This is a genomic window from Sulfitobacter sp. EE-36 (assembly GCF_000152605.1).
GTDB classification, from domain to species: Bacteria; Pseudomonadota; Alphaproteobacteria; order Rhodobacterales; family Rhodobacteraceae; genus Sulfitobacter; species Sulfitobacter pontiacus.
The window spans coordinates 2,082,699-2,106,154 of record NZ_CH959310.1 but is presented as its reverse complement, the minus strand read 5'-3'; the positions used below and the strand labels follow the sequence as shown (position 1 = coordinate 2,106,154).

Genomic DNA, 23,456 nt, shown 5'->3' with positions numbered 1-23,456 from the left:
ACGAGTGAAGTCACTCTGCGGCCTTGTGCAAACTAATTGTCGCCTGCTACCATTCTAAAAGAACAAGGTTTTTCCGATTAAATGAACGTCGCAAACAAACCGTCAAAACATAAAGCCGCCGGACAGTATCTTGGGTACTCCGAGCAAGAAGCTCGTCTGTGCTATTGCTTGCTAAGTTCTCCTGATGACGCTGAGGTTGTAATGGAAGGCGAAGACGATGTCGCCATTCGGTTTTCGGAAGGTGGTAAGGTTCTTGAACAAGTCAAAAGCGCAACCAAACATAATGCCCTTTCCGACTGGTCAAAAGATCTTTGGAAGACAATTGGAAATTGGGTTTCCGACATTCAAAGTGGTGAAATCGATCTTTACCAAACGACTTTCCGACTTTACGTCACGCCATCTCAGTCCGGTGATATCGCAGCCGCCATACATGCTACAAACTTCGAGCAGGCCGCGAAAGATCTAAGACAGCTAATTTTGAAGAAACGAGATGCGCTAGAACGAAAACCAAAGTGCAACAAATTCGTGGAGGCGTTCCTTGGGTTAGACGCAGATAGGTTTCTTGAGTTTGTAACAAGGATATCTGTCGAGAGCGTACATGAGCGCCCAGAACACTCAGTTGAAGCCTTGTGGGGGCCATCCTACAACGATGAAACCAAACGAAGGCTCACGAACTATGCTATCGGCCTAGCGCGCGACAAAGCCAACGAACTTATTAAGTCGGGCGCTGAAGGAGTCGTAAACGCTGGCTCATTCAAGAAGGAAATTCGATTATCCGCAGCACGCCTGAATCTCCCGGCTTTTTTGGCAAGCAGGTCCACTACGCCCACAGCTGAGGTCGTCGCAAGCGTTCACTCAAAGCGCCCCCAGTTCGTACGCCAACTTGAAGTGATAGCGATTGGACAAGATCAGGAGACACGCGCAATAGCCGACTACCTTCGGACATCCGCAGACAAGACTATTTGGGCTGAAGAAGGTGACATAGCTCAAAGTGATTTGGACGATCTGGACCGAACGCTGATCCGTTCTTTCGGCATCCACAAAGGTGAGGTTGAAGACTTTCAAGCCGCGCACTCAGTCGAGGTTCAAGGACGGCAACTTTTCAGGCTTTGCCTGCGGACAAACGCAAAACTCGCAGGCCAAGAGGTGCCCGATCATTTTGTTCCGGGAACTTTTCACGAATTGGCCGATAGACCTGAAACTGAGATCGGTTGGCATCCTGAGTTTAGGACCATCCTTGGTAGGGACGATTAATTGATTGGTGAATATCACAGCTATTCTGAGCTCGAAATTACTCAAAACCCAGCACTAGGTGCATATGCACTTTGGCAGTTTGGATTGGGTCACCAAGAGCGAAATGCCGACCCAGCCCCGCTTGCGTTGGCCTTTTTGGTGTTGCCGATGGTCCTACATGCGAAAACGTTAACATCCGTTTCGTCAACATGGGAAAGTTCAGGCTTAGGCAAGTTTGTTCAGAAGATGAGTGAAAATCGCGAGGAGCTATTGTCGATCCATGGGCGAGCGTTGGCAATGCGTCCGCTCAGCTTAAATTCCGTCGTGATTGGAGCTTCCAGAAAACTTCTGACGCTGGATTATGAGGCCGCAACGATTAGGGCGACTTCTCATGAGCTGATCTCCAAGGCGAAAGTGCCTGAGAGAGTGAAAAAAGTGGGGCCTGCTTCAAGAAAAATTGGGGTTTGGTTTTCGCAACTTGATTCCGTCCAAATAGTTAGAACGCTTAATGTGAGTCTGTGAAATGTATTTTCAAATTTCCAAGTTGATTATCTGGCCAAAGTCCGGCGAAGCTCCACGAGAAGTCGGCTTTGAAGCCGGAAAAATCAATGTAATTACGGGTGCTACGAAGACCGGAAAATCGGCGATTATTCCGATCATCGATTATTGTCTCGGCTCATCTAGCTGCTCTATTCCTGTCGGTATTATTCGCAAGTCGTCGGCATGGTTTGGGGTTGTCGTGGACACCATCCAAGGTCAACTATTGATAGCAAGACGTGAACCCGGAGAGCAAAAGAGCACAGATGACTTTTTTATCCTTGAAGGATCATCCGTCGAGATCCCTCATGCGATACCCGGCAAAAATAAGGACCGATCTCAGCTAAAACGGGATCTAGATCGGATGGCAGGATTGCCCGGCCTTGGATTTGAGCCGGGTAGTGAAAACCCCTCGAAGACTAGACCGGCTTTTCGCGACCTAATGGCATTTACATTCCAACCTCAAAACGTCGTTGCCAATCCTGATGTGCTTTTCTTCAAGGCTGACACCACGGAACACCGAGAAAAGCTAAAAACTATTTTTCCCTATATTTTAGGCGCAGTCACATTGACTACCTTGCTAACAAGGTATGAAATTGAGCAATTATCGAGAGATTTGCGACGTAAGGAGGCGCGGCTAACGGCTGAAGCTCGCTCAACCGAAGCTTGGCGTGCGGAGGTAAGTGCTTGGTTCCGGCAAGCTCAGGAGTTTGGGCTTTTGTCACCTGAACAACAGGTTCCATCAGATTGGAACGAAACCGTCGATTTACTCAGGTCGGTGAGCGAACAACGAGAATCAAACGCCAGACCGGGCCTAAGCGGGATGTCGCAAGCCTTGAAACGCCTCGAGACTCTGAGACGCGATGAGACTGATACTTCGAAGCGCCTATTTAAACACCGCGGTAACCTGAATGAGATGCGCCGACTGATCGAGAGCAGCGATAAATACGGAGACGCCTTGCGCATTCAGCGTGACCGCCTTTCCTTGTCAACGTGGCTCAGAACGCTTGGAAACCCTAATGGGGACGACGTCCTTGCTCGGCTGGAAGACCACCAAAGATGGCAAATTGACTCACTTTGTAGTGCGCTCGAACAAGTTGAAATCCAAGCGTCTTCGCAACCCATGTTGTCGGACCGCATGGATAAGGAAATGATCCGCGAACGGGCAGCCGCAGAGGTCGAGTTTGGGAACCTGAGCGAGATTCGCCAAGAGATGCGGGAGCTAGAAAAGCGCTCAGAGGAAGTAAACGCGGAACTCAAGCGCAGCGAAGACATTTCGCGTTTCCTTGGGCGACTGACCCAAGCGCTTACCGTCTATGACCGCGCAGATCAAACTGGACCACTTCGCCAAGAGGTCAACTCCATGAAGGAACGGATCGAGGAATTGAAAAACGGCATATCAGATGGTGAAATTGCGCGCAGACAACGCAACGCACTTTTGGAAGTTGACGCAGAGGCGATGCGGTTAGTGAAGCATCTTGATGCCGAAAATCCAAATAATCCCATTCGATTGATGATCCGCGAGCTTACTGTCCAAGTCGTTGACGATGGCAAAGAGGCGTATCTTTGGGAGGTTGGTAGTGGTGCAAATTGGCTAGCCTATCACGTCGCCATGCTGCTTGCCCTGCACGTGTACTTCTTAAAGACCCCGCATCATCCGGTCCCATCCTTTCTCGTCTTTGACCAGCCCAGCCAAGTCTATTTCCCTAGGGCACTCGTGGAACGAGAAGGGGTCTCTACGGACGTTGAGTGGAGGGACGAAGATATCCGAGCTGTTCAAAAAATCTTTGGTGCCTTTTCAAGCGTTATGGAAGGTGCGGCCAACCGGTTGCAAATTATTGTCCTTGATCATGCAGGTGAAGACGTTTGGGGTGATTTTGAGCATGTATACAAGGTGGCTGAATGGAGGGACGGCGAAAAATTGATCCCCGATAGCTGGCTCAATTAAAATAAATTGCCCAACCATATTCTTACGAAGGTGAATCAAAATAACTAAGCCTCTAAACGGTTCCCTAATCTGGTTGCAGAACACCTAGAGTTGAGCGTAGTTTGACCTACGAGGTTTCCCCTCGCAAACGCGCTGTCGTAACTGCGGCGTAAGAGCAAAAGTCTGCACAAGAAACGTGCGCCCAACATGAGCTATGTGCACATGGGGTGATTGGAGGGGAACCTCGTGCCAAGTCCATTCTATTTATTTGGCGGCACGAGCCGAACAAAAATTCCACCTGAGCTAACGAGCGAAAGCGAACTTCTTAAATACCTTGGTGTTTCCCCTGCTGAACTTAGGAAGATTTGGTGGTTTCGTGGGCGAATGTACTCACATTTCGATATTTCCAAAAAGTCAGGAAAGAATAGACTAATTAGCGCTCCTGATGACCGTCTAAAGATGCTGCAAAAGAAGATCGCTTGCAGTCTTTCCAATTTATACAAGCCCCGAAATCCGGTTCACGGCTTTGTTCCAGATCGATCAGTAAGGACAAACGCCGAGTCGCACCTGCGCCGTCGGTTCATTCTCAACGTTGACCTAAAAAACTTCTTTCCAACGATCACAGAAGCGCGCGTACAGGGCCTGCTCGAAAGCATCGGTATTGATGCGGACGTGGCTGCGATAGTTGCTCGAATCTGCTCGAACAATGGATGCTTGCCTCAAGGAGCACCTTCTAGCCCTGTGATCTCCAACATGATCTGTTTCCGGCTTGACAAGACTTTAATCAATTTTTCCAAAGAGCATCGATTGCTCTACACGCGATATGCCGATGACATTACGCTTTCAAGTTTCCAACCTCCGACAGCTTTGTTCGAGGGAGATCGCCCCGACCCTGGAAGGCTCGCCCTTGAAAAGCTGTCCGATGATCTGCGTATGATCTTCAAAAATAATGGGTTTGAGTTGAATCCAGAGAAAGTTCACTACGCTGACAAGAATTCGCGCAGGATGGTTACAGGAATAAAGATCAATGAAGGTCTGAACGTGGACAGAAGGTATGTCCGAAACGTCCGTTCTGCGTTATTCAGGGTTGAAACCACCGGCTTGGCCGCCGCTCAGGCCGAGTTGAAAACGCGCTTTGGTAAGTCGTGCAAAGTTCAAGCGCACCTTCAGGGCAAGATTTCATGGATTGGTTTTGTGAAGGGACAATCTGATCCAGTTTTTCGCGGCTTGGCCAAGCGCTACAACGCTTCATTTCCTGCGAGCCCGATCAAGGTCCACCCAACTAAAGATGAAATTTTTGACCGAGCAGTATGGGTGGTGGAAACCGACGACGATACTGGGACGGCGTTTTTCTTGGACGGTGTTGGGCTTGTGACGGCTGCCCATTGCGTTAACGGTGCATCGGAAATCGAAGTTTTCCATCCCTTGAGAACATCCAACAAATTCAAGGTAACGATCAAACACATTTGCGCACATCGGGACCTAGCAATTCTCGAACACTTAATTCCCTCGACCGAGTTCTTCGGGTTGGAAGCATTCGAAGGCTCCGTGACAGTTGGAACCAACACCCTCGCTGCGGGTTTCCCAACCTATGGCCCGGGTGACCGCCTCAACGTTAGACAGGGAAGCATTAGCTCCCTTACTACCAAGAGCGCAGTTCCACTGATCGAGGTTTCTCAGATGCTCGGGCAAGGTATGTCTGGTGGTCCCTTAATGGATGAGGATCATGCGGTATTTGGCATCATCCACAAAGGCGGCCCAGTAGCTTACGTTACAAAAGATGGAAGCGTTTCTCCGCAACGGCAGCTTGCTGTTGCGATTTCCGAGCTGAAAGCATGGGTAGCAACCTTTCCGTAAACGATGATGAGTTTACTCAGAGTTACCAGACAGGTTGTTTGCTTTCCGCTCAGTTTGCTACCCCAATAATACCCACAAGAAAATCAACTATGATCGCAAACCTTAGCGATCCATCCAAGCAGCTGGTTTCATTAATATTAAGTGGTTCCCGGGGGCAGGATAGAACTGCTGACACGAGGATTTTCAATCCTCAACTCATAGAATGCGCCAATTTTTTCTCAAGGTTTCTCAACACGTGAAACTTGAATGTCAGCTGTGAAAAAGTAGTGAGTTGCAGGCTGCAACGCAGCGAATGGCTCCTTTCCGCCCTTCCTGCGTGGGGAAGCGGCTACGCGAACGGCCCAAAGCCGTCATTTGCCACATCCTCTCGATGCTGCAGGCGCAGCCCGAATTTGGGACATTGAGTTCAGGGATTCAATTGTGTTGTCAACGAATTCACACGTCGCGGACGAAGCGCCAGATTGCTGCGCACGCGCCAAGGTGAAAATCTAGTCTTTCCGTTAATGTGAGCGTTTGAGAGCAATTAACCGACCAATGACCACTAGAATTCGTGTGTTGCAAGCCCATCCAGTGCCTGGAGTTCCACCTCGTCACCGCCACTTTGCTGAAAAATGCTATCGAAGGGACTGTGTAAAACCGCGAAACGTCCAAACCACCACCTATAAAGCCCATCGCCTTGCTTCTTAGCTTTCGCTGCGGAATCGTCTGAAAGTATTGATGCGGATATCGCCAAGGAAGGTTTCGCTCCATGACGAGATGATTTCCCGCCGTTCAAGCCATCCTGCCAGCACTTGGTTTTGCTCTGTATTTTCGATTCTGGGGAAAACACAATATTCGGAAATCTTTGAATACGGCGAGGGCAGGCTCTCAATGATCTGCCTGACTTGGCCTTTACTCAAAGCGGTATGGCACTTGTTCAGCAAAGAGATTTGAACCCTTGTCGGCGAGGAGTTTGTAATAATCGAATTCAGATACTTGAAATCGAAATCCTTAAACTCGACGTCAGAACGATCAAACACCGGCCCAACGACAGCAGCAATTAGGGGATCGGTTGATACAGTGCTGGTGTTGATGTCACTGGCAATTTCAAGCTTCTGGGCTTCGGATATCTCCTTCTCAAGCAGCGCGGCCAAAATTCGATCTCCAACAACGTAGTCAGACTTCTTCTTTAGAAACGCGTCAATATGATTAGTTAGTAGAGCGATCAACAAATCGTCTTCTTCTGAAGCCGCGCCGAACGTATCATCATTGAAGGCGATGACACCCTCTTCTGCTAAAATTTGGCGCCTAGAGGCGTTTTCTTCCTCTGGAAAAGCCCTGAACGTCGCAGGAACGATTTTCAAATATGTCCGTAGCTCGGCATCTGAGAACGCTTCATTCTTGAGAATGAAGCGACTAAGCGCCAAGCTATCCGTGCTCTTTTCATAGTTGTCCATCTGGAGGCGCTGTTTGTTGCTACTTTCCTGCATGAAGGCTGTCAGGAGATCGCCGCGGTAGTTTTCATGACCTGTGTAGCGGATCAGGTTCTCCCATTTGGGTTTGATCATGTTGTGCTCGATGAGTGTAGAGTAGAAACGGTTTGGCACCTCATCCAAACTTTCGAATACCGCGTCTTGCTTCACAAGAAATTCAGTCAAAACTCTTTCATCAACATCGTCGCGTTCGAGGACGAATATGATTGCGGCTTTGTTCTCATACGTATTCTCTTCCAACGGCAGCACAACATCCGTTAGGTAGGTGCTAAAATTCTCCTCAATATGGTCTTGAAGGTGTTTTGCACCAAGCTCGCGTATGGTTGAGAAATTGCAGGTCTCAAGACCGGCCGGTATCGCCGCGTTAGCGCTCAGCGCCATAACATGTCGAATGTTATTGTATGAAACACGATATAGGGCGTTCTCAATAATGAATTTTGCGGCAGCATGATGATCGGCGACATCGGCAAGGCTTACGACTTCAACATCAAGTGCCTCAAGACGATCTAAATCAAGATCAATTCCCGTATTGAGGACATCCACAAGGTTTTCATCTAGGTATCCCGAAACTGTCCCTGAACGATTGAATAGCCCCTAGATTTGTAGACGCTTTCTTCCCTAACTTTGAGGCAAGGAGGCCGTTATGGGGAAGCCAAATTTCAGTGATGATTTCAAGCGCGATGCAGTCCATCAGATAACAGTGCGGGGGTATGCCGTTCGCGAGGTTTCGGAACGGTTGGGCGTCAGTACATATTCGCTCTACAAATGGATGAAGCTCTACGCAAAAGCTGGGTCACAGACATCATCTGTTGACCATGAAGCTGAGAACCGCAGGCTCAAGCGTGAGTTGGCGCGCATGACGGAGGAGCGCGACATCCTAAAAAAAGCGGCCGCGTACTTCGCAAAGGATGCAAGGTGAAGTACGCGTTCATTGCCGAGCACCGCCCTCAGTATTCGGTACGCAGGATGTGTCGTTGCCTCAATATCCATCCCAGCGGGTTCTATGCATGGATTAAAAATCCATTAAGCCACCGTGCGCGTGAGGATGCGCGTCAGATCAAGCTGCTCGAAGAAGCTTGGAACGACAGTGGCAAGGTCTACGGATACCGTAAGCTGCATGACGATCTGGTGGAGCTGGGTGAGACCAGTTGCCCAAACCGTGTTGCTAGGTTGGCCCGTTTGGCTGGGATCCGCGCAGAGATCGGGTACAAACGTAAGCCGGGCAAGTATGGTGGACGGCCGTCAGTCGTCGTCGACAACACGTTAGACCGGCAGTTTGATGTGACAGCGCCAGACACCGCCTGGGTGTCCGATATCACTTACATCAAAACCTATGAGGGGTTTCTCTATCTGGCGGTTATCATCGACCTCTACTCACGACGTGTGATCGGCTGGGCGACACAATCGCGGCAACCAACAGACCTCGTGCTGCAAGCCCTTTTGATGGCTGTCTGGCGACGCAAACCTAAGCGACGCGTCCTGATCCACACGGATCAAGGCAGCCAATACACCAGCAGGGACTGGGCGGCGTTTCTGCGGGCCCACAATATCGAACACTCGATGAGCAGGCGCGGGAATTGCCATGACAATGCGGTCGCTGAGAGCTTCTTCAACCTGCTCAAACGGGAACGCGTCCGGCGTCGAACATATAAGACCCGCGAGCAGGCCAGACAGGACATCTTCGACTACATCGAAATGTTCTATAACCCGAAACGCAAACATGTCAGAAACGGTATGCTGTCGCCTGTCGACTTCGAAAACAGACAGTTCAACGTGAACCAAGAAGGTGTCTAGGGAACTAGGGGCTATTCATGCCAAGATCGGGGAGTTGTCCGTCGCCAACGATTTTTTGGCAAGAAAGCTCAAACCCTAGACCGTCAAGTGAGGCGCAAGATGATTGAGCCGAACCTCCCATATCTGTCTGTCGGCAAGCAATGCGCGTTGCTGTCGATCTCGCGGTCGTCATTTTACTATGAACCGAAGAACGAGAGCGAAATGAACCTTGATCTGATGCGCTTGATAGACAAGCAGTTCCTGGAGACCCCGTTTTACGGTGTGCGTCAGATGACATGGCATCTGCGCAATGAAGATCATCTGGTGAACGAAAAGCGGATCAGGCGTTTGATGCGACTGATGGGCCTCATGCCGATCTATCAGAAACCCAACACCAGCAAGGCTGCGAAAGGCCATAAGATTTACCCCTATCTGCTGCGTGGGGTGCGCGTGGACCGGCCCAATCGAGTTTGGTGCGCCGACATCACTTATCTACCGATGCGGCGAGGCTTTCTGTATTTGGTTGCCATCATGGACTGGCACACCCGCAAGGTGTTGGCGTGGCGGATATCAAACACGCTGGAAGCAGAGTTCTGCGTCGACGCCCTGAACGAGGCCATCCACAAATTTGGTTTGCCACAGATCATGAATACGGATCAGGGAAGCCAGTTCACATCGTTCGCATGGACGGATCGGCTGCGGCGATCAGGCGTGCGCATCTCGATGGACGGCAAAGGGCGCTTTCTCGACAACATCTTTGTCGAACGGCTCTGGCGGTCTCTGAAATACGAGTGCGTCTATCTGCATGCTTGGGAGACCGGGTCAGAAGCCAAGGCTGGCGTCAGAAAGTGGATCGAGTTCTACAATCATAAGCGACCGCATGCTGCCCTTGGCGGCCAACCACCTGCCGTGGTCTATTGGCAGAGAATTGACACAAACAACCCCGATCAGCAGGTGCAAAAAGTAGCTTAATTCTCGCCAGATACTGTCCAACTAATGGGGAGTAGCTCACTGCGGCATCGGTAAGGCCAAGTATGATGCACTGCAACAAACATCAGCCTCTTCCAGCACAGCTGACTTTCACCAATCTAGAATGCTGCTAAATTCATAAATTGCCAGTTTTGGGAAGTCGCAGTGCGGCATTTGGGCCAGGTATGAATATTGCATTCGAACAGTTCTTGCCTGAAGGGATTTTTCTGCAGCTGAAATCGTCATACTTCTTACAGTAGGCCGCCGTGAAGGAATAAGTTTCATTGTCTACGACATAAAAAGTTCAATCTTCAAAGATTTCATCAATTCTAAAACTAAACTTCCACCATCACTATTTGAATATCCTTGTTACCCACTCAGTTTAATGATGGTGCCACTCACCTTAGCGCTTCTTTATTATATTCTGACTATTTTGTTTTTCGATCTTATTAATCTCACTTCGCTCCTTAGTTTTTCTAATTCCGCGTTTAGTTGGGCTTTTTCGAGAAGCCAAGCTTGCGCCTCCGAAGAAACACTACTCAAAGCTTTTTCATAGAACTCAATCTTATCGCGCGTATCCTTCTTTTTTCGGGACTTTGTTGTAGTATGCTTGCTTTTCTGGACATGTAGCCAGTCTTGAACGATATCTCGGAGGTCACGATGCTTTTCATTGCGCAGAAAAGCTTCACTCACACCGGCACGCTTCTGGATCTCAGATAAAGTAAGTCTTTTTTCCTTGGTGTTATCTTCGGGATCTGAATAAAAGCCTTGGTCTGAAAGTTCCTTCTCGATTTTCCTTAGGGTTAATAGTATCGATGCGCGGGCCTCCTTGGAACGCTCCTTTTGGTATCGTGTCAAATCAGTACCTGAATTTTTTTTCTCACTCATGTAGGGCCTATCTGCGCGAGTAAATTCTTCAGTGTTTCTGGTCTAAGATTGGCAAAAAAAAGTTTCCTGTCGCATCCATCGAAGGCCTGCGCCAGACGAGGATCACCAGTGAATTCATCCACTAGACCGTCAAAAACGGCAATTTTAGCGACAATCTGGCCTTGGTAAAATGCTCTTGTGCCTATATTTTTGTCGGTCGCCATGACATCGAGGGCACTGTGAATTGCGTCTTTTGCGTCTTTGCGAGCCGCAGCTCTTTCTAAGCGATACATACAGCTCGAACTGCAAGCGCCCACGTCTCGCTGACCAGTAACTTTTGAGCAAAGGCCTTTGTCTTTAGATGTCGCCGTACAGAAACGATTTGGGCCCACCTGTTGTAAAGCCGGCATAATTGTAACGAGCAGCTCGACGTTGTCCTCGCCAAGATCTTCGTGAATCCCACGCGCGCGTAACTCATCTCGTGCTTCTCGGATTGATTCCGCTGCCAGTCCCCCACAATCGTCGAGCTCAGCTGCTATTTCTTTGCGGCGGACGGCCTGGACTTCACGCCGCACCAAGTCTGCATCAGCCTGAAACTCTGGGTCAGAAAGCATATAACCGAGAGTTACATCCATATTCGTGTGTCCAAGAACATCATATAGGACCCCGCTAGCCCCCTCTAGCGTAAGCCCAACTAACCGCGCCATTGTTTTCCTGAACCGATGGGACGTTAAGAGGTTGTCTACATCTTCTAAAGTTCTGCCATCAAGTAACTGCACTCTTTTTCCGAAATGGGTCATGACTGAGTCAAGAGCCGCTGAGCCAGACTTATTATTGTGGTTTAGCATCCAAAGCCCGGCCCCTAGGTGTTCCATTGTGGTGAGCAGCCTAGTCTGGCGGCGTATGGCTTCGACTGCGAAGGTTGGTATGGGCCACTGCCGCTGCACTCCAGTAAGAGAGCCATTTTGCTTAAATGTGAAGCCGTTTAGAAGGCCATTCCCGTTGAAGACCTCAAGTGGCTCGCGTTGGAGCGAAATCAATTCTCCAACACGGCCGGCCATCGCTAGATGAACAATCTGCGCATTTGCTGCTTGGCACAGCCTTAGAAAGGAATGAATGCTGGAGGGGGTTTTAAGAGGCCAAGATTTGATAGCTTCCGACTTCCGGTCGGTTGACGTAACATTGAAGGCAAAAGGAAAATGAAACCCAGGATGGAGAATCCTACCATGCCATTCAGCAAGAACTGACTTTTTGTAAGGCTCCAGAAACCTTTTGCTTGTCCGCCCATTTGCATCAGCTTTGATAGAGGATATTTCGCGCCAGCAATTTTCAAGATCCTCTTGAATGTCACCCAAGAAAAAGCACGCACGAAGGATTTGCGTAAGCGCAGCATCTGAGAAAGGACGTATAACTTCTTGATCAAACCGATAACTTGGCACATCAATAGCCGGCCAATCATCAAATCGGTCTGACCTTTTGAGACCGTTCAGGCGAGCAACGTTCATTTGGAAAAAATTTTTATGCTGCGACCGCAGTATTGCGAACATCTCAGGAGTCAAATTCTGGAAAATGGGACCACCATCTGAGCAACTTGATGGGTCTGCTGGACGACGATCTTGCATTAACAACGCATCTTTTGCCACATTTAGCAAAAGCTTACTTTTTGATACCCAAGTTAATGGCTGGCAAGGGGAGGACCGCCCCCTCTTACTACTGACTGTCTGAGTTAGATCTAAGAAACATATTCTTTTCAATCGTCTTATCGCCATTTCGCTTTTCTGATCGTCTCGCGACCAGCCCGCCGGAACAGCCTTACTAAAATCGATTGTTCTTTTTCCCAAATGCCGCTTGTTAAGTGGCACCCATTCTTCGGGAACAACTATTACGTCGTCATCCATCTTACAGCCTGGTAAAATCGGAACGTGAGCGATATCTCCCCATGGCACCGTCCAGATGTTTTCTGATTTTAGATCATTTTCTTTCGCAAAAATCTTTGAAGAGTAATCTTCAAAAGACGGGCAATAAGAGACAGAGGTCTTCATTCGGGCAGTCCGCCAGTTTTATCAATTTCAATCATTGCAGGAATAGTACCAAGGGGCATATCATCAAATACTTTTTCGGTTCCATTCAATAGTGCCTGTGTGTGTAATTTAAGCTCATTGTCGAACATCTCTCTATACTTAGCATAGGTCTCCTCTCGAACGATCTCAATCGCTTGCCTTTCCAGTTCGAAAGATGATGTAATAAATCGCTGAGCTGGTATTACTCTCGCCAACGATTTCAATTCGGCTAATCGCCTTGCGAGAGGCAGGATGGCATCGGGAGTAAGACGAGCGTGACTGCATAAAATGCACCTTTGTGTGGCACACAACGACCCTGAAATATGATTTGGAGCAATATTCCCAGGTGGGTTGATTGGGTCGGCGCATCCGTTGCCGTAGCGAGATCGAAACTTTCTCAAAAGCTCACGATCCCGATTCCCCACACCAAGAGGACTTGAAGCTAGGCTGATGATGGTTGGGTCAACTTGGCGATTTTCACGCACTTCGCTGAAAACTGTCTGACACATTTTCCTATAGACCGTAAAATTTTCCCTAATCTGCCTCTTTTGCCGAAGATAGTGGCGTGCTGTGCTAGCACTAGCGTGACCAAGACCGTGCTGTACGACGAATATGTTTCCACCAGAGCTATCATACAGGAAGGAAGCAAACCCGTCGCGGATATCGCTAGGGACGAGCGCCTCAATTGAGGCTATAAGGTCGTGATCTTGTTTGCGCACTAGGTGTTTGCATACCTCAGGAACCATGTGCCTTTTGAACTGAGCTGCAACTGGATCGGCCCCGTTGATAATACCAACCGCCTTATGACCAAGCCCCTTAGGGTTCCAAAAGATCCAAGGTGATCGAAGTTTGCGCTCGACCTCAAACAAGCTTTTTTTCTGAGTAATGGAACCATTGGGAATGGATAAAATTTCACTGCGAATTTGGCGTAAAAGCTGTCTAAGAAACCTTGTTCTCTCGATTTGAGCCTTAATCACGCGAAACGGATGGTATAACGACTTTTTATTCGATAGAGCGCTAACAAGGCGTCCCGTTTTGGGTCGCTGTACGCTTATCTGGGCGATTACATCTTCTGCGTCTTTGAATTCATCCTCATCAGCAGAGCTATGGTCCTGCGATAAGATGATTACAGAACCTAATCTATTCGATCCCCCACCTGTAGTATTAGGCGTCCGGTCTACATACCACCCTTCATACTCATTAAAAACATCGTCTACAACGCAAATTTCCCGGGTAGTATCTAGCCAACCTGTGTGCATTGTCACTAGCATATAGGAAGCGAGTGAATCTTTTGCTAGCGGCACATGCTGTCTGTAAAAATGCTCTAAAGATTTGTAAAAACGTTTATTTACAAAAGTACTCAGCATTCGGGCATCTTCAGGCGCAATATCAACCCCCTCGGAAACTCTTCTCTGTATACGTGAGCGGCAATACAACGAAACTGCACTTCGGTCATTAACGATTCCGGCCTTTCTACCAGAACTAATCACCTCAAGGCCTTCAATTTGTTTTGCAGAATTATCGTCCTTTACACGTTTCGAGACAGTATACACGGCCTTAATTGCGCGAGGATCTACGTCTTGATGCGCTTGTATGGTTCGGCCTGGTTCAATTGTAGGCCACAATAAATCTCCACTTTGGTGAATTGCTCTGGCCATATTTAGCCACTTTTCCACCCTCAAGATATTATGACGTTTCTCGTATAGGTTGGCATCCACATTGAGAAGCACCCAGCCTTTAAAGGCTTCTCCATGCACTGAATTCAATTGTAGTGAATTCCTAATATCCTCGCCAAAATTATTCTGATGGTCAGTTAGAAATCGGAAGAAGACCTTAAGCGACTTCACCTGCCTTTTGACTGTCGATTTTGCCTTACCGTGGCACCATGGCCGGAAATGAGTCGCAATCTCGTTAGCAAGCTCTGGCCTACCTAGAATGCCTGCTAAAGCGTCGCCGTCGCTCAGACTTGTTAAATCAACATCGAAATACCCTGTGGAAGAATCCCCAACTTCCCACTTAAGAGAGTTCGATCCTATCGTTGAAGCTTGTTGTATAAAGTCCGCGCTTGCTTCTTTCAACTCACGGCTATTTTTTTGATGTTTTGTGACTTTGTTCACTCATCCACCCCATCATGATCCAACCACGTTGACCATTTTCCAATATATTCTTCTGCACCAACTTGATGAACGATCCACCGAAGGTAGAGTTCGGTAGTTTCCGCTGAAATGTGCCCCATTAAGGGACGGATATGAGTGTCAATGAGGCTACGGCTAAGGTTAACAGTCAGCTCTAGTGAGGGTTTATGACCTTTACCATTCATAATCTGACCTTCCGCGCTCAGCCTATCGAACTGCTCGTCCATTCTATCAAGCATCTGATAGCATGCCCATGCGTGCCGCCCCCCGTGAGGTGTCCACCCTTCAAAGGGCATTGCATTGACCTTAAGCCCTTTGTGTATCCAAAACTCTCGGAACCGCTGATAAGAATATGCGCTACCTGTACTGGGCGATAGAAAAAGCTCTTCTGGCAAGGCGGCGTTAGGATGGTCTGACTTACGTCTCATCAAAGCGATTTTTCGAGTTATTTTCGAGTACTGGTCAAGTCTATTCAACCATTCTTTCGAGAAAAAAACACGACGAGAGATACCTCTTTTAGTATCATCACCTGGAGTTCGACCGCCTTTCGTTCCGAAACAAATACTTACAAACACCCCATGCCGATCCGACCGAGATCGACTTTCACTCAGGGCCTTCTGCAGCTGGTCGGCTCTGAATAGGAGGACTTCTTCTGCCCGCATATTCGTTTCGAGAACCATCCGGCACATCAAGTAGGCGGTTACCCCTACTGCGCCACCGTAACCATCCAGTATGGCATCGAGCCAAATCTTAATTTCGGATCGTGATGGCAGTCTTAGCTCGGCTGGGTTCTTTCGAACCTTCCCTACACGACGGTGAGCAACTGAATGATTGTGCGAGCTTGTTGATCTCTGGACATTTTCTTGAGCAACTTCGAAAACACCGCGCCAACCATAGTGCGCACAGTACATCAAAAATTCGCAGGTGGACCCAATACGACGGTTTATAGTTCCCGGCGCAAGCGGGCTCCCCCCAAGCAAATGAAAGCCCGATTTCATATCGGATTGGTAGGTGTCGAGGAGGTGTTCGTAACTCAGCAACCGCCAATCCAAACTTCTCCGCTCACAATAGGTAAGGAAGCTCTCCAGATCGCGACCCAGGTTGCGCATTGTTCCCGCCGACAACTTCCGTCTGTCAGCATACTCAGAACTGATCCTATGGCTGGGGGACCATTTACCGGTCCCACGGTCGATCAGGAACTTCGAAGCCTCCTCCATTAGCTTCCAGTCGCATGTCCAAATAACAGGAATATGGGCTAAGTGCCCCACCCCAAGCTCTTTCGAGCGCTCGTTGTTGGGCTCCACAAAAAATGCCATTCAACAACTTGCCTTTGAATCGGTTTTAGACTGCACGCAGAATACGCGCAGCCTAACCAAAGTCAATGCTTTATAACGGTTTTAAGTCATACCGAGAATTTCTTTATACATCTCAAGCACGGCTTCTTCTTCGGCGATATCATCGGCTTCACGCTTACGCAGAGCGATTATCTTGCGCAGCACCTTGGTGTCGTAACCGCGGGATTTCGCTTCGGCCATGACCTCTTTTTGCTGTTCGGCGAGGTCTTTCTTCTCGGCATCCAGCCGTTCGATCCGCTCTACGAACTGGCGCAGCTCATTCGCGGTCACGCGATATGTGGCATCACCGATGGCGTCTTGGGATTCGGGATTGGTGGCACTGTCGCTCATCTGGGGCGTCCTATGTCTTGAATGGGTCAGCGCATTGACTACCCGCGTGCCTGCGCTGCCGCAAGCCACTCTTGCCCATTGGGCGGAATTCGGATAGCTCGCGGCCTATGGAAAATGCATCTCTTTCACTCTTTGACGTCCTGATCTGGGCGGGCGCGGCGATCTCCTTTGTAGGGTTGGTCGGGCTTGTCTGGTGTATCCTGCGCGTGGCCCGTGCCAAACGCGCCGCCCTGCCCGAAGAAGAGATGCGGATCGTCCTGCAAAAAGTGCTGCCGATGAACCTTGGCGCATTGCTGCTGTCGGTGATCGGGCTGATGATGGTCGTGGTCGGTATCATTCTCGGCTAAGGCAGGTGACGGCCACTTTCTGTACCTGTCACCATAGATAGCAAACGCCCGGAGACCGACACAGCGTCAACCTCGCGCTTGCGGCTTGCCACACATTCAGCATTCATTATATGTTTTTGCCGAAACCCGCCGCTTACGGCGGTACGAAAGGGCGATATAGCATATGATTGAAGCAGATTGGATTTGGGGCCTGATTGGCGGGCTGATGATTGGCGGCGGCGCTGCGGTCTACTTGTTGGGGAACGGCCGCATCATGGGGGCCAGCGGCATTATCGGCGGGCTGGTGGACGGATCGGCGCGCGGCGCTTGGGCCGAACGCGGCAGCTTTCTGGCGGCGCTGATCATATTCCCTGCGGTGATCGCAGTCTTTGCCCCCGTCCCTGCGACCACCAACCTGACAGAGAACCTGTGGCTGGTCGGCGCGGCTGGCCTTCTGGTCGGGCTGGGCACGCGCATCGGCAATGGCTGCACCTCCGGTCACGGGGTCTGCGGCATTTCGCGGCTGAGCCCGCGCGGTATCGTTGCCACGCTTGTTTATATCGCGGCAGGCGCGCTGATGGTCGTCGCCCTGCGCGCCCTGGTCGGAGGGGTCTGAGATGCGCAATATGCTTGCCGCCCTCGCCGGGGCCTTGTTTGGCACCGGGCTATATCTGTCGGGCATGACCGATACCCAAAAGGTCCAGGGGTTTCTGGATTTCTTCGGGGATTGGGATCCGACGCTCGCCTTTGTCATGGGCGGGGCCATTTTGCCGATGGCGGTCGCTTGGGCGTTCACCCGTGGGCGGCGGCCCGTGGTGGGCGGTGATTTCCCCGAACGCCCTGACCCGCGGCTGGACCGCAAGCTGATCGTGGGGGCCGTGCTCTTTGGCGCGGGCTGGGGGCTGGTCGGGCTTTGCCCGGGGCCTGCGCTGGCGTCGCTTGGGTATGGCGGCTTGGGCGGCCTGATTTTTCTGATCACCATGCTGGCGGGTATGATGATCGCCCCCAAAGCGCGGCGGATACTAGACACAACGCGGGCGGCTGGATAAGTCAAACTATGGATATTCGTCAAATCACCCCCCGCTTCTTTGCTGCCCCTCAGATCGACCCCTCCGATATGGAGGCGATCAAAGAGGCTGGCGTTACCTTGATCCTGTGCAACCGTCCCGACGCGGAAGTGCCCCCCAGCCATCAGCATGCCGCCATCCAGGCCGCGGCAGAGGCGGCTGGACTGCGCTTTGCGGTGCAAGAGCTGACGCACCAAACGATGACCCCAGATGTCATTGCCCGTAACCGCGAGATCGGCGTGGCGCAGGACGAGGTTGTTCTGGCCTATTGCGCCTCGGGCACACGGTCGACCATCGCTTGGGCCTTGGGTCAGGCAGGCGAACAACCGGCAGACGCGCTGATTGAGGCCGCACGGGCCGGTGGCTACGACCTAAGCCACATGCGCGGCGTGCTCAGCGCCCCCTACGCGTAACCGCAACGCGCCACCGGTCAACGCGCCACCGGTCGATCCGCCAAGGATCAGGCCAACCGCGCCGTTGCTGAAGCCATACCAACGGATAGCGCCAAAACGGCGCTGTCACCCCGCATCTGATGTCACCGGCATCATTTGACGAAACTCACATCCCTTACCCCATCGCACGCCTCCTTCACTGCCATTTCACCCCTATGAAATGACGCAGAGAGGTTACGATTCCCTTTAGAGAACAGAAAAAATCGCCCTAGGCGCCGCTCTGCGCCAACGGCAGTTCAACCCGAAAACCGGTGCCCGACACCTCGGTAAGATACGAGATATCCCCCTGCAAACGTTTGATAATCTCGCGGCATATCGCCAGTCCCAGACCGGCCCCCTCGCCGCCCTGCCCGGGCAAACGACTAAACTTTTCGAAAATCAATTCCTGCGAGGCAGCATCGATCCCCGCGCCATTGTCGATCAGGTCCACAATGATGCGGCGCCCCCGCTGGTGGGCGCGGATTGACAGCTGCGGGTCTTCGGCAACGCAATATTTCTGCGCATTTGTGATAAGGTTGATGAAAACCTGCACCAGCCGGTCCAGATCCGTCTCCAACATCACCTCCTCGCCCGCCAGATCGCGGTCAATGGTGATCGCGCGGGTGTTGGCGGCGCGCGCTGTGGTCACGGCCTGATCCAACACATCGCGCAGCGACCCGCGCTGACGGTTCAACGACACCTCGCCGTTTTCCAGCACAGACAGGTCCAGCAGATCGTCCAGCAACCGCGTCAGCCGGATGGTTTCGGAGTGGATGATCGAGGCATAGCGCGTCTTTTCCTCGGGCCCCAGCCCTTGGGCGTCGCGCAGAATCTCGGAGAACGACCGGATAGAGGTCATGGGCGTGCGCAGTTCATGGCTGATCTGGCTCAGAAAGCTGTCTTTCTGATGCGACAGATGCGTCAGCTTGTCATTGGCGCGGCGTAGCTTCGCGGCGGTATCGGTCAGCTCGCGCGATTTGATTTCAAGCTGGCTTGAATACTCCAGCATCTGCGCCGATTCGTCCGCCACCGCCAGCAGATCCTGCACCGAGACAGAGGCACCGCCGACCAGCTGCGACACCATCGCATGGGCCGTCGCCGCCCCGACCGAGGCCGCCAATTCACGCTCCAGCGCCTGGACAAAACGCGGCGTGGGCTCTGGCAAACCATCCGATTTTTCCTGCAACTGGGCTTGCGCGCGGAAAAATCCCTGCGCCTCGGCGGGGCCCAAAATCCGCTGCGCCATGATCATCAGATCCTCGCTGGCCGCGACGGACGCGCTCCACCCGCGGGCGGCGGTGGAATGGTCGAAGATATTGACAAATTGCGCGCCTTGCAGCCGCTCGACAGGGGCGGGAAAGCTGAACAGGGACACGGCGACAAAGACCAGCGCATTGAGCGAAAGGCTCCAGATCACTGCGTGAACAGTGGGGTCCAAACCGTTGATTCCAAACAAGGCTTCGGGGCGCAGCCAGGTCATACCGAACAGCCCGTCCTGAAAGGTCGCAACCGATAGCGCCGCGCCTGCGCCAAAGCTGGGCAAGAGCATCGTATAGACCCAGATCGCGAAGCCCACGCTTAGCCCGCAGACGGCCCCCGTGCGCGTGGCCCCGCGCCAGAAGATACCGCCCAGCAACACCGGCAGGAACTGCGCGACCCCCCCGAAAGAGATCGTCCCGATCGCCGCCAACGCACCGCCGCCGCCCGACAGCCGGTAATAGAAATACCCCAGCGAGATGATCAGCAGGATCGACAGCCGCCGCGACAGGATCACCACATGACGCACATCACCCGATTGCTGCACCGTGTTCTGCCCGTAGGTCAGCCAGATCGGCATGACGATATGGTTGCTCACCATCGTCGACAGCGCCAGCGTCGCCACGATCACCATCGACGTGGCCGAGGAAAAGCCCCCCAGAAAGGCAAACATCGCAAGGCTGTTCTGCCCTTGGCTGAGCGGCAGGCTCAGCACGAACAGATCGGGGTTCGACCCTTCGGGCAGCAGGTCCAGCCCGACCACGGCAATCGGCACGACAAACAGGCTCATCAGCATGAGATACAGCGGGAAGGCCCAGCTGGCGGTTTGCAGGTGACGTTCGTCGTCATTCTCCACCACCAGCACCTGAAACATCCGCGGCAGGCAGATGAAGGCGGCAGCGGCCAGCAGCGTCAGCGCGGCCCAACGGTCGCCTTCGACCTGCCATTGACCAAGGGCCGACCGGTCAATCTGCGCCAGCGCCTGATCGACGCCGCCCGCCAGCCCCCAGACCACGAAAACGCCGACGGCCAGTAGGGCCAGCAGCTTGACCACCGCCTCGACAGCGATGGCGATGACCACGCCGTGGTGGCGTTCGTTCACGTTGAGATTGCGGGTGCCGAAGAGCACGGTGAATAGCGCCAGCCCCACCGCGACCCAAAAGGCCGCCTGTGCGGAATTCAGCGGATCGCTGCCCGGTGTCACCCCCGGCTCGGCGCTGGCAAAGATCGACAGGGACAGGGTAACCGATTGAAGTTGCAGCGCGATATAGGGCGTCACCCCGATCACCGCCATGATGGTGACCAAGATCGCCAGCAGGTTCGATTTGCCGTAACGCGAGGAAATCAGATCCGCGACAGAGGTCACCCGATGCGACCGCCCGATGCGCACCAACCGCCGCAGCACCCACCACCAGCCGATCATCACCAGCGACGGGCCAAGGTAGATCGTCACAAACTCCAACCCCGACCGCGCGGCATAGCCAACGGCACCGTAAAAGGTCCAGGCGGTGCAATAGATCGACAGCGACAGCGTATAGACCAGCGGAGAGCGTAACAGCCAGTCGCCCCGCCCCCGTGCCGCCGCACGCTCTGCCGCGAAGGCCACGGCAAAGAGCCCGACCACATAAAGCAGACAGACCGCGACCAACTGGTTCAGCGACACCATCAGTCTTGAGCTTCCTGAGCAATCTGCCGCGCCGTGCGCCGCCAAAGCAGAAAGCACAAGACGATGCCCGCCAGCCAGACGCCAAAGACATAGCGCAGCGCGTGCGACATGGGCACGGCCGCGCCCACGGGGGCATCCTGCACGGGCCAGAGCAGCGGCAGCATCCAGAAGGCCAGCACCAACAAGGGCAGCAGCCGGACGGCATCCATCATGCGGCGAAACCGGTAGCTGCGCCGTTCCAGAAACAGCGGCGAGCCGGGGGGCTTGCTCATGCTTTTGCGGTGCCTGCGGCGGTCAGATCGCGCACGGCTGCCAGCATATCGGCGTTGGAAAACGGTTTGGTCATAAACCGGCTGACCCCGGCCTCTAGCGCGATTTCGCGGTCGCGGGTCTGACCGCGGGCGGTCAGCATCAGAATCGGCAGATCAGCCAGCGCCGCATCCGCACGCAGTTCTTTCAGGATTTCGAAACCACTTTTGCCCGGCAGCATCACATCCAGCATCACCAGATCGGGGCTGGCGTTGCGGATCACCTCCACGGCTGTCGCGCCATTGGCCAGCGTTTCGACGCGCCAGCCCTCACGGCCGAGTAAAAATCGTATCGCCTCGGCGATGTTCGTCTCGTCTTCCACGAGCACCACATGCTTGCCCATTGGCAAAATCCCTCCCTGTGGCCCTGGTCGCTTGTGCCGCGATCTCGGTAGGCCGAGCGGCAAGATGCACGGAAAACCCTGCCCTGTCAAAAGCCTGTTGCCCCGCGCTAGACCCCGTCATTCAGGATCGACGGTTCGCGCCGCGCCGGACAGGCCGCGCGCGGGCAGACGCGACAGGTGGCCCCCACATCAAGCGCGGGCGCGCTGTCCGGCCCTGCGGGCAGGATCAACATCACCGAATGAAGCAAGGGTACCGCGTTGTAATCGCGCACGTTTTGCGTCTCGCAGGTGGCAAAACAGTCAAAGGCGGAATGGCCCCGCCCCAATTGCGCGACCCGTTGTTTCTGTACCATGCCCGGGTTTCCCAGAACGGCGAACAGCGGCCAAAGCGGGCAACAGGCCCCAAAGCGCGGCACGACGAAACCGTCGATGGATTTGCGAAAGATCAACGTGCCCGACCGGTCGCAGATCACCAGCCCTGCCCCCAGCTCCGGCACCGTTGCCATGCGCCGCAAGACACGGGCCACGGGCTGGCGCAGCTCTGCACCAAGCGCCACGGGGTCCGGTCCAAGCCGGTCAAGAGCCTGTGTCAGCCGCGTGATCGGCAAGGCTTCGGCGTCAATGGCGATCTGCTGCAACACATCGCGCGCGATGTGACGCGCGGCCACGCTTTGCAACTCCGGGGCGGTCTGGATCAGCTTGTCGATGGCATCCGCATCCCCTTCCGTGACCTCGAGCGTGGCAAAACGATAGCGATGTGCGGCCAGAAACGCCTCTACCTCCTCTTGCGGGGAATCGGCGGCGGGGGTGATTTCGGGGTCGGCCTCAAGATAGCCCACCAGCGCCTGCGCGCTATCGGCAAGGCGACGGCTGTCCTGATCGATGTTGATGTGAAACCGGTCTCGCCATTCGGGTTCAAGCGTTTTGGTATCGGCCAAAATCGACGCGGTGGACCGGATCGCGGCAGCGGTCGTCAGCAGTTCGTGCATAGAGGCCGCCAGATGCGGGTCATGGGCCAGCCGGTCGGTCAGGGTTTCGACCGTACGCTCCAACGTGGCGATCCGGCGCTGTGCGTTGGCCAGCACATCGGCCCAGCCCGGGAACCGCCCGGCAAATTCATCGGCGCGGGTCGCCTCCGGCCCGCTGAGCCGCGCATCATCCGCCGCCTCGCGCAGGGTGGCGATCAGCGCCGCCTCGGCCCCTTCGGTCAACGCAGTTGGCTCCACCCCAAGGGCAGCCGCGATGTTAAGAAGCAGTTTCCCGCCGATTCTGCGACGGTTGTGTTCGATAAGATTCAGATAGCTGGCCGAGATGCCGATGCGCTTGGCAAGGTCCGCCTGTTTCTGCCCCGCCATCACCCGACGTTCACGGATACGGCTGCCGGTCAGCGCATCACGGGTCACGCGGCACCCCCGCGCGAATTATATCGCGTTATCAACGGCTTTCTGCGCTGCAATATCATTAAATTTACAGCTCCCCCTCAACCTGTGCGAATATATTTACAGAATAGTTGTTTTTATCAAGGGGCTTGTTGATCGGTTT

19 protein-coding genes and 1 pseudogene are annotated in these 23,456 nt (G+C 53.0%); 10 read left to right on the top strand and 10 right to left on the bottom strand.

Going from position 1 to position 23,456, the window contains the following annotated elements; all coding sequences use genetic code 11:
- The first annotated feature begins 81 nt into the window (after nucleotides 1-81).
- The 4 genes from EE36_RS12740 to EE36_RS12725 all read left to right on the top strand — a co-directional run bounded on the left by EE36_RS12740 (nucleotide 82) and on the right by EE36_RS12725 (nucleotide 5,554).
- Nucleotides 82-1,254, top strand: coding sequence for an ABC-three component system protein (locus EE36_RS12740; protein WP_005852830.1), 1,173 nt, complete (start codon nucleotides 82-84; stop codon nucleotides 1,252-1,254).
- Nucleotides 1,255-1,755 (top strand): three component ABC system middle component, encoded by a 501-nt coding sequence (locus EE36_RS12735; protein WP_039911892.1) that lies wholly within the window; start codon nucleotides 1,255-1,257, stop codon nucleotides 1,753-1,755.
- Between the two features lies 1 nt (nucleotide 1,756).
- Nucleotides 1,757-3,718: a DUF3732 domain-containing protein gene (locus tag EE36_RS12730; protein WP_005852828.1), complete on the top strand. Its 1,962-nt coding sequence runs from the start codon at nucleotides 1,757-1,759 to the stop codon at nucleotides 3,716-3,718.
- 225 nt (nucleotides 3,719-3,943) lie between these two features.
- Nucleotides 3,944-5,554 (top strand): reverse transcriptase domain-containing protein, encoded by a 1,611-nt coding sequence (locus EE36_RS12725; RefSeq protein ID WP_039912263.1) that lies wholly within the window; start codon nucleotides 3,944-3,946, stop codon nucleotides 5,552-5,554.
- A gap of 683 nt (nucleotides 5,555-6,237) precedes the next feature.
- Here EE36_RS12725 and EE36_RS12720 read toward each other — a convergent pair.
- On the bottom strand, nucleotides 6,238-7,569 hold the full coding sequence (locus EE36_RS12720) for a hypothetical protein (protein ID WP_005852823.1): 1,332 nt from the start codon (nucleotides 7,567-7,569) through the stop codon (nucleotides 6,238-6,240).
- 100 nt (nucleotides 7,570-7,669) lie between these two features.
- Here EE36_RS12720 and EE36_RS12710 point away from each other — a divergent pair.
- A protein-coding gene (locus tag EE36_RS12710; RefSeq protein ID WP_156785540.1) for an IS3-like element ISSusp1 family transposase occupies nucleotides 7,670-8,820 on the top strand; the annotation gives its coding sequence in 2 pieces (ribosomal slippage) (nucleotides 7,670-7,904 and nucleotides 7,904-8,820; 1,152 coding nt in all).
- A gap of 1 nt (nucleotide 8,821) precedes the next feature.
- Nucleotides 8,822-9,705 (top strand): annotated as a pseudogene (locus EE36_RS12705) (IS3 family transposase); the annotation flags it as partial.
- Between the two features lie 480 nt (nucleotides 9,706-10,185).
- Here EE36_RS12705 and EE36_RS12700 read toward each other — a convergent pair.
- The 5 genes from EE36_RS12700 to EE36_RS12675 form a co-directional block, all read right to left on the bottom strand.
- Nucleotides 10,186-10,656, bottom strand: a complete 471-nt coding sequence (locus EE36_RS12700; protein WP_005852815.1) for a hypothetical protein — start codon at nucleotides 10,654-10,656, stop codon at nucleotides 10,186-10,188.
- The gene (locus EE36_RS17510; RefSeq protein ID WP_156785539.1) at nucleotides 10,653-12,677 is read right to left on the bottom strand and encodes a hypothetical protein; all 2,025 of its coding nucleotides are present in this window, start codon (nucleotides 12,675-12,677) and stop codon (nucleotides 10,653-10,655) included. Before EE36_RS17510 ends, EE36_RS12700 begins: the two co-directional genes overlap by 4 nt.
- On the bottom strand, nucleotides 12,674-14,812 hold the full coding sequence (locus EE36_RS17505; RefSeq protein WP_156785538.1) for a hypothetical protein: 2,139 nt from the start codon (nucleotides 14,810-14,812) through the stop codon (nucleotides 12,674-12,676). Before EE36_RS17505 ends, EE36_RS17510 begins: the two co-directional genes overlap by 4 nt.
- Nucleotides 14,809-16,146, bottom strand: coding sequence for a hypothetical protein (locus EE36_RS12680; protein WP_005852808.1), 1,338 nt, complete (start codon nucleotides 16,144-16,146; stop codon nucleotides 14,809-14,811). The genes EE36_RS17505 and EE36_RS12680 overlap by 4 nt, the downstream gene beginning before the upstream one ends.
- An 81-nt stretch (nucleotides 16,147-16,227) precedes the next feature.
- The gene (locus EE36_RS12675) at nucleotides 16,228-16,515 is read right to left on the bottom strand and encodes a DUF2312 domain-containing protein (RefSeq protein ID WP_005852807.1); all 288 of its coding nucleotides are present in this window, start codon (nucleotides 16,513-16,515) and stop codon (nucleotides 16,228-16,230) included.
- A gap of 107 nt (nucleotides 16,516-16,622) precedes the next feature.
- Here EE36_RS12675 and EE36_RS12670 point away from each other — a divergent pair, with 107 nt between their 5' ends.
- The 4 genes from EE36_RS12670 to EE36_RS12655 all read left to right on the top strand — a co-directional run bounded on the left by EE36_RS12670 (nucleotide 16,623) and on the right by EE36_RS12655 (nucleotide 18,321).
- The gene (locus tag EE36_RS12670; protein ID WP_005852805.1) at nucleotides 16,623-16,862 is read left to right on the top strand and encodes a hypothetical protein; all 240 of its coding nucleotides are present in this window, start codon (nucleotides 16,623-16,625) and stop codon (nucleotides 16,860-16,862) included.
- A 163-nt stretch (nucleotides 16,863-17,025) separates the two neighbouring features.
- The gene (locus tag EE36_RS12665) at nucleotides 17,026-17,457 is read left to right on the top strand and encodes a YeeE/YedE family protein (protein WP_005852804.1); all 432 of its coding nucleotides are present in this window, start codon (nucleotides 17,026-17,028) and stop codon (nucleotides 17,455-17,457) included.
- Nucleotide 17,458: 1 nt separating this feature from the next.
- Nucleotides 17,459-17,890, top strand: a complete 432-nt coding sequence (locus EE36_RS12660) for a DUF6691 family protein (RefSeq protein WP_005852803.1) — start codon at nucleotides 17,459-17,461, stop codon at nucleotides 17,888-17,890.
- An 8-nt stretch (nucleotides 17,891-17,898) separates the two neighbouring features.
- Nucleotides 17,899-18,321, top strand: coding sequence for a TIGR01244 family sulfur transferase (locus tag EE36_RS12655; protein ID WP_005852802.1), 423 nt, complete (start codon nucleotides 17,899-17,901; stop codon nucleotides 18,319-18,321).
- A 247-nt stretch (nucleotides 18,322-18,568) separates the two neighbouring features.
- Here EE36_RS12655 and EE36_RS12650 read toward each other — a convergent pair whose 3' ends face one another.
- The 4 genes from EE36_RS12650 to EE36_RS12635 all read right to left on the bottom strand — a co-directional run bounded on the left by EE36_RS12650 (nucleotide 18,569) and on the right by EE36_RS12635 (nucleotide 23,317).
- On the bottom strand, nucleotides 18,569-21,262 hold the full coding sequence (locus EE36_RS12650) for a sensor histidine kinase (protein WP_005852801.1): 2,694 nt from the start codon (nucleotides 21,260-21,262) through the stop codon (nucleotides 18,569-18,571).
- Nucleotides 21,262-21,534 (bottom strand): hypothetical protein, encoded by a 273-nt coding sequence (locus tag EE36_RS12645; protein WP_005852800.1) that lies wholly within the window; start codon nucleotides 21,532-21,534, stop codon nucleotides 21,262-21,264. The genes EE36_RS12650 and EE36_RS12645 overlap by 1 nt, the downstream gene beginning before the upstream one ends.
- Nucleotides 21,531-21,914 (bottom strand): response regulator transcription factor, encoded by a 384-nt coding sequence (locus tag EE36_RS12640; protein ID WP_005852799.1) that lies wholly within the window; start codon nucleotides 21,912-21,914, stop codon nucleotides 21,531-21,533. The genes EE36_RS12645 and EE36_RS12640 overlap by 4 nt, the downstream gene beginning before the upstream one ends.
- Nucleotides 21,915-22,021: 107 nt before the next feature.
- A complete protein-coding gene (locus EE36_RS12635) occupies nucleotides 22,022-23,317 on the bottom strand; it encodes a helix-turn-helix transcriptional regulator (protein WP_005852798.1) in 1,296 nt (431 codons plus the stop codon).
- Nucleotides 23,318-23,456 lie beyond the last annotated feature (139 nt).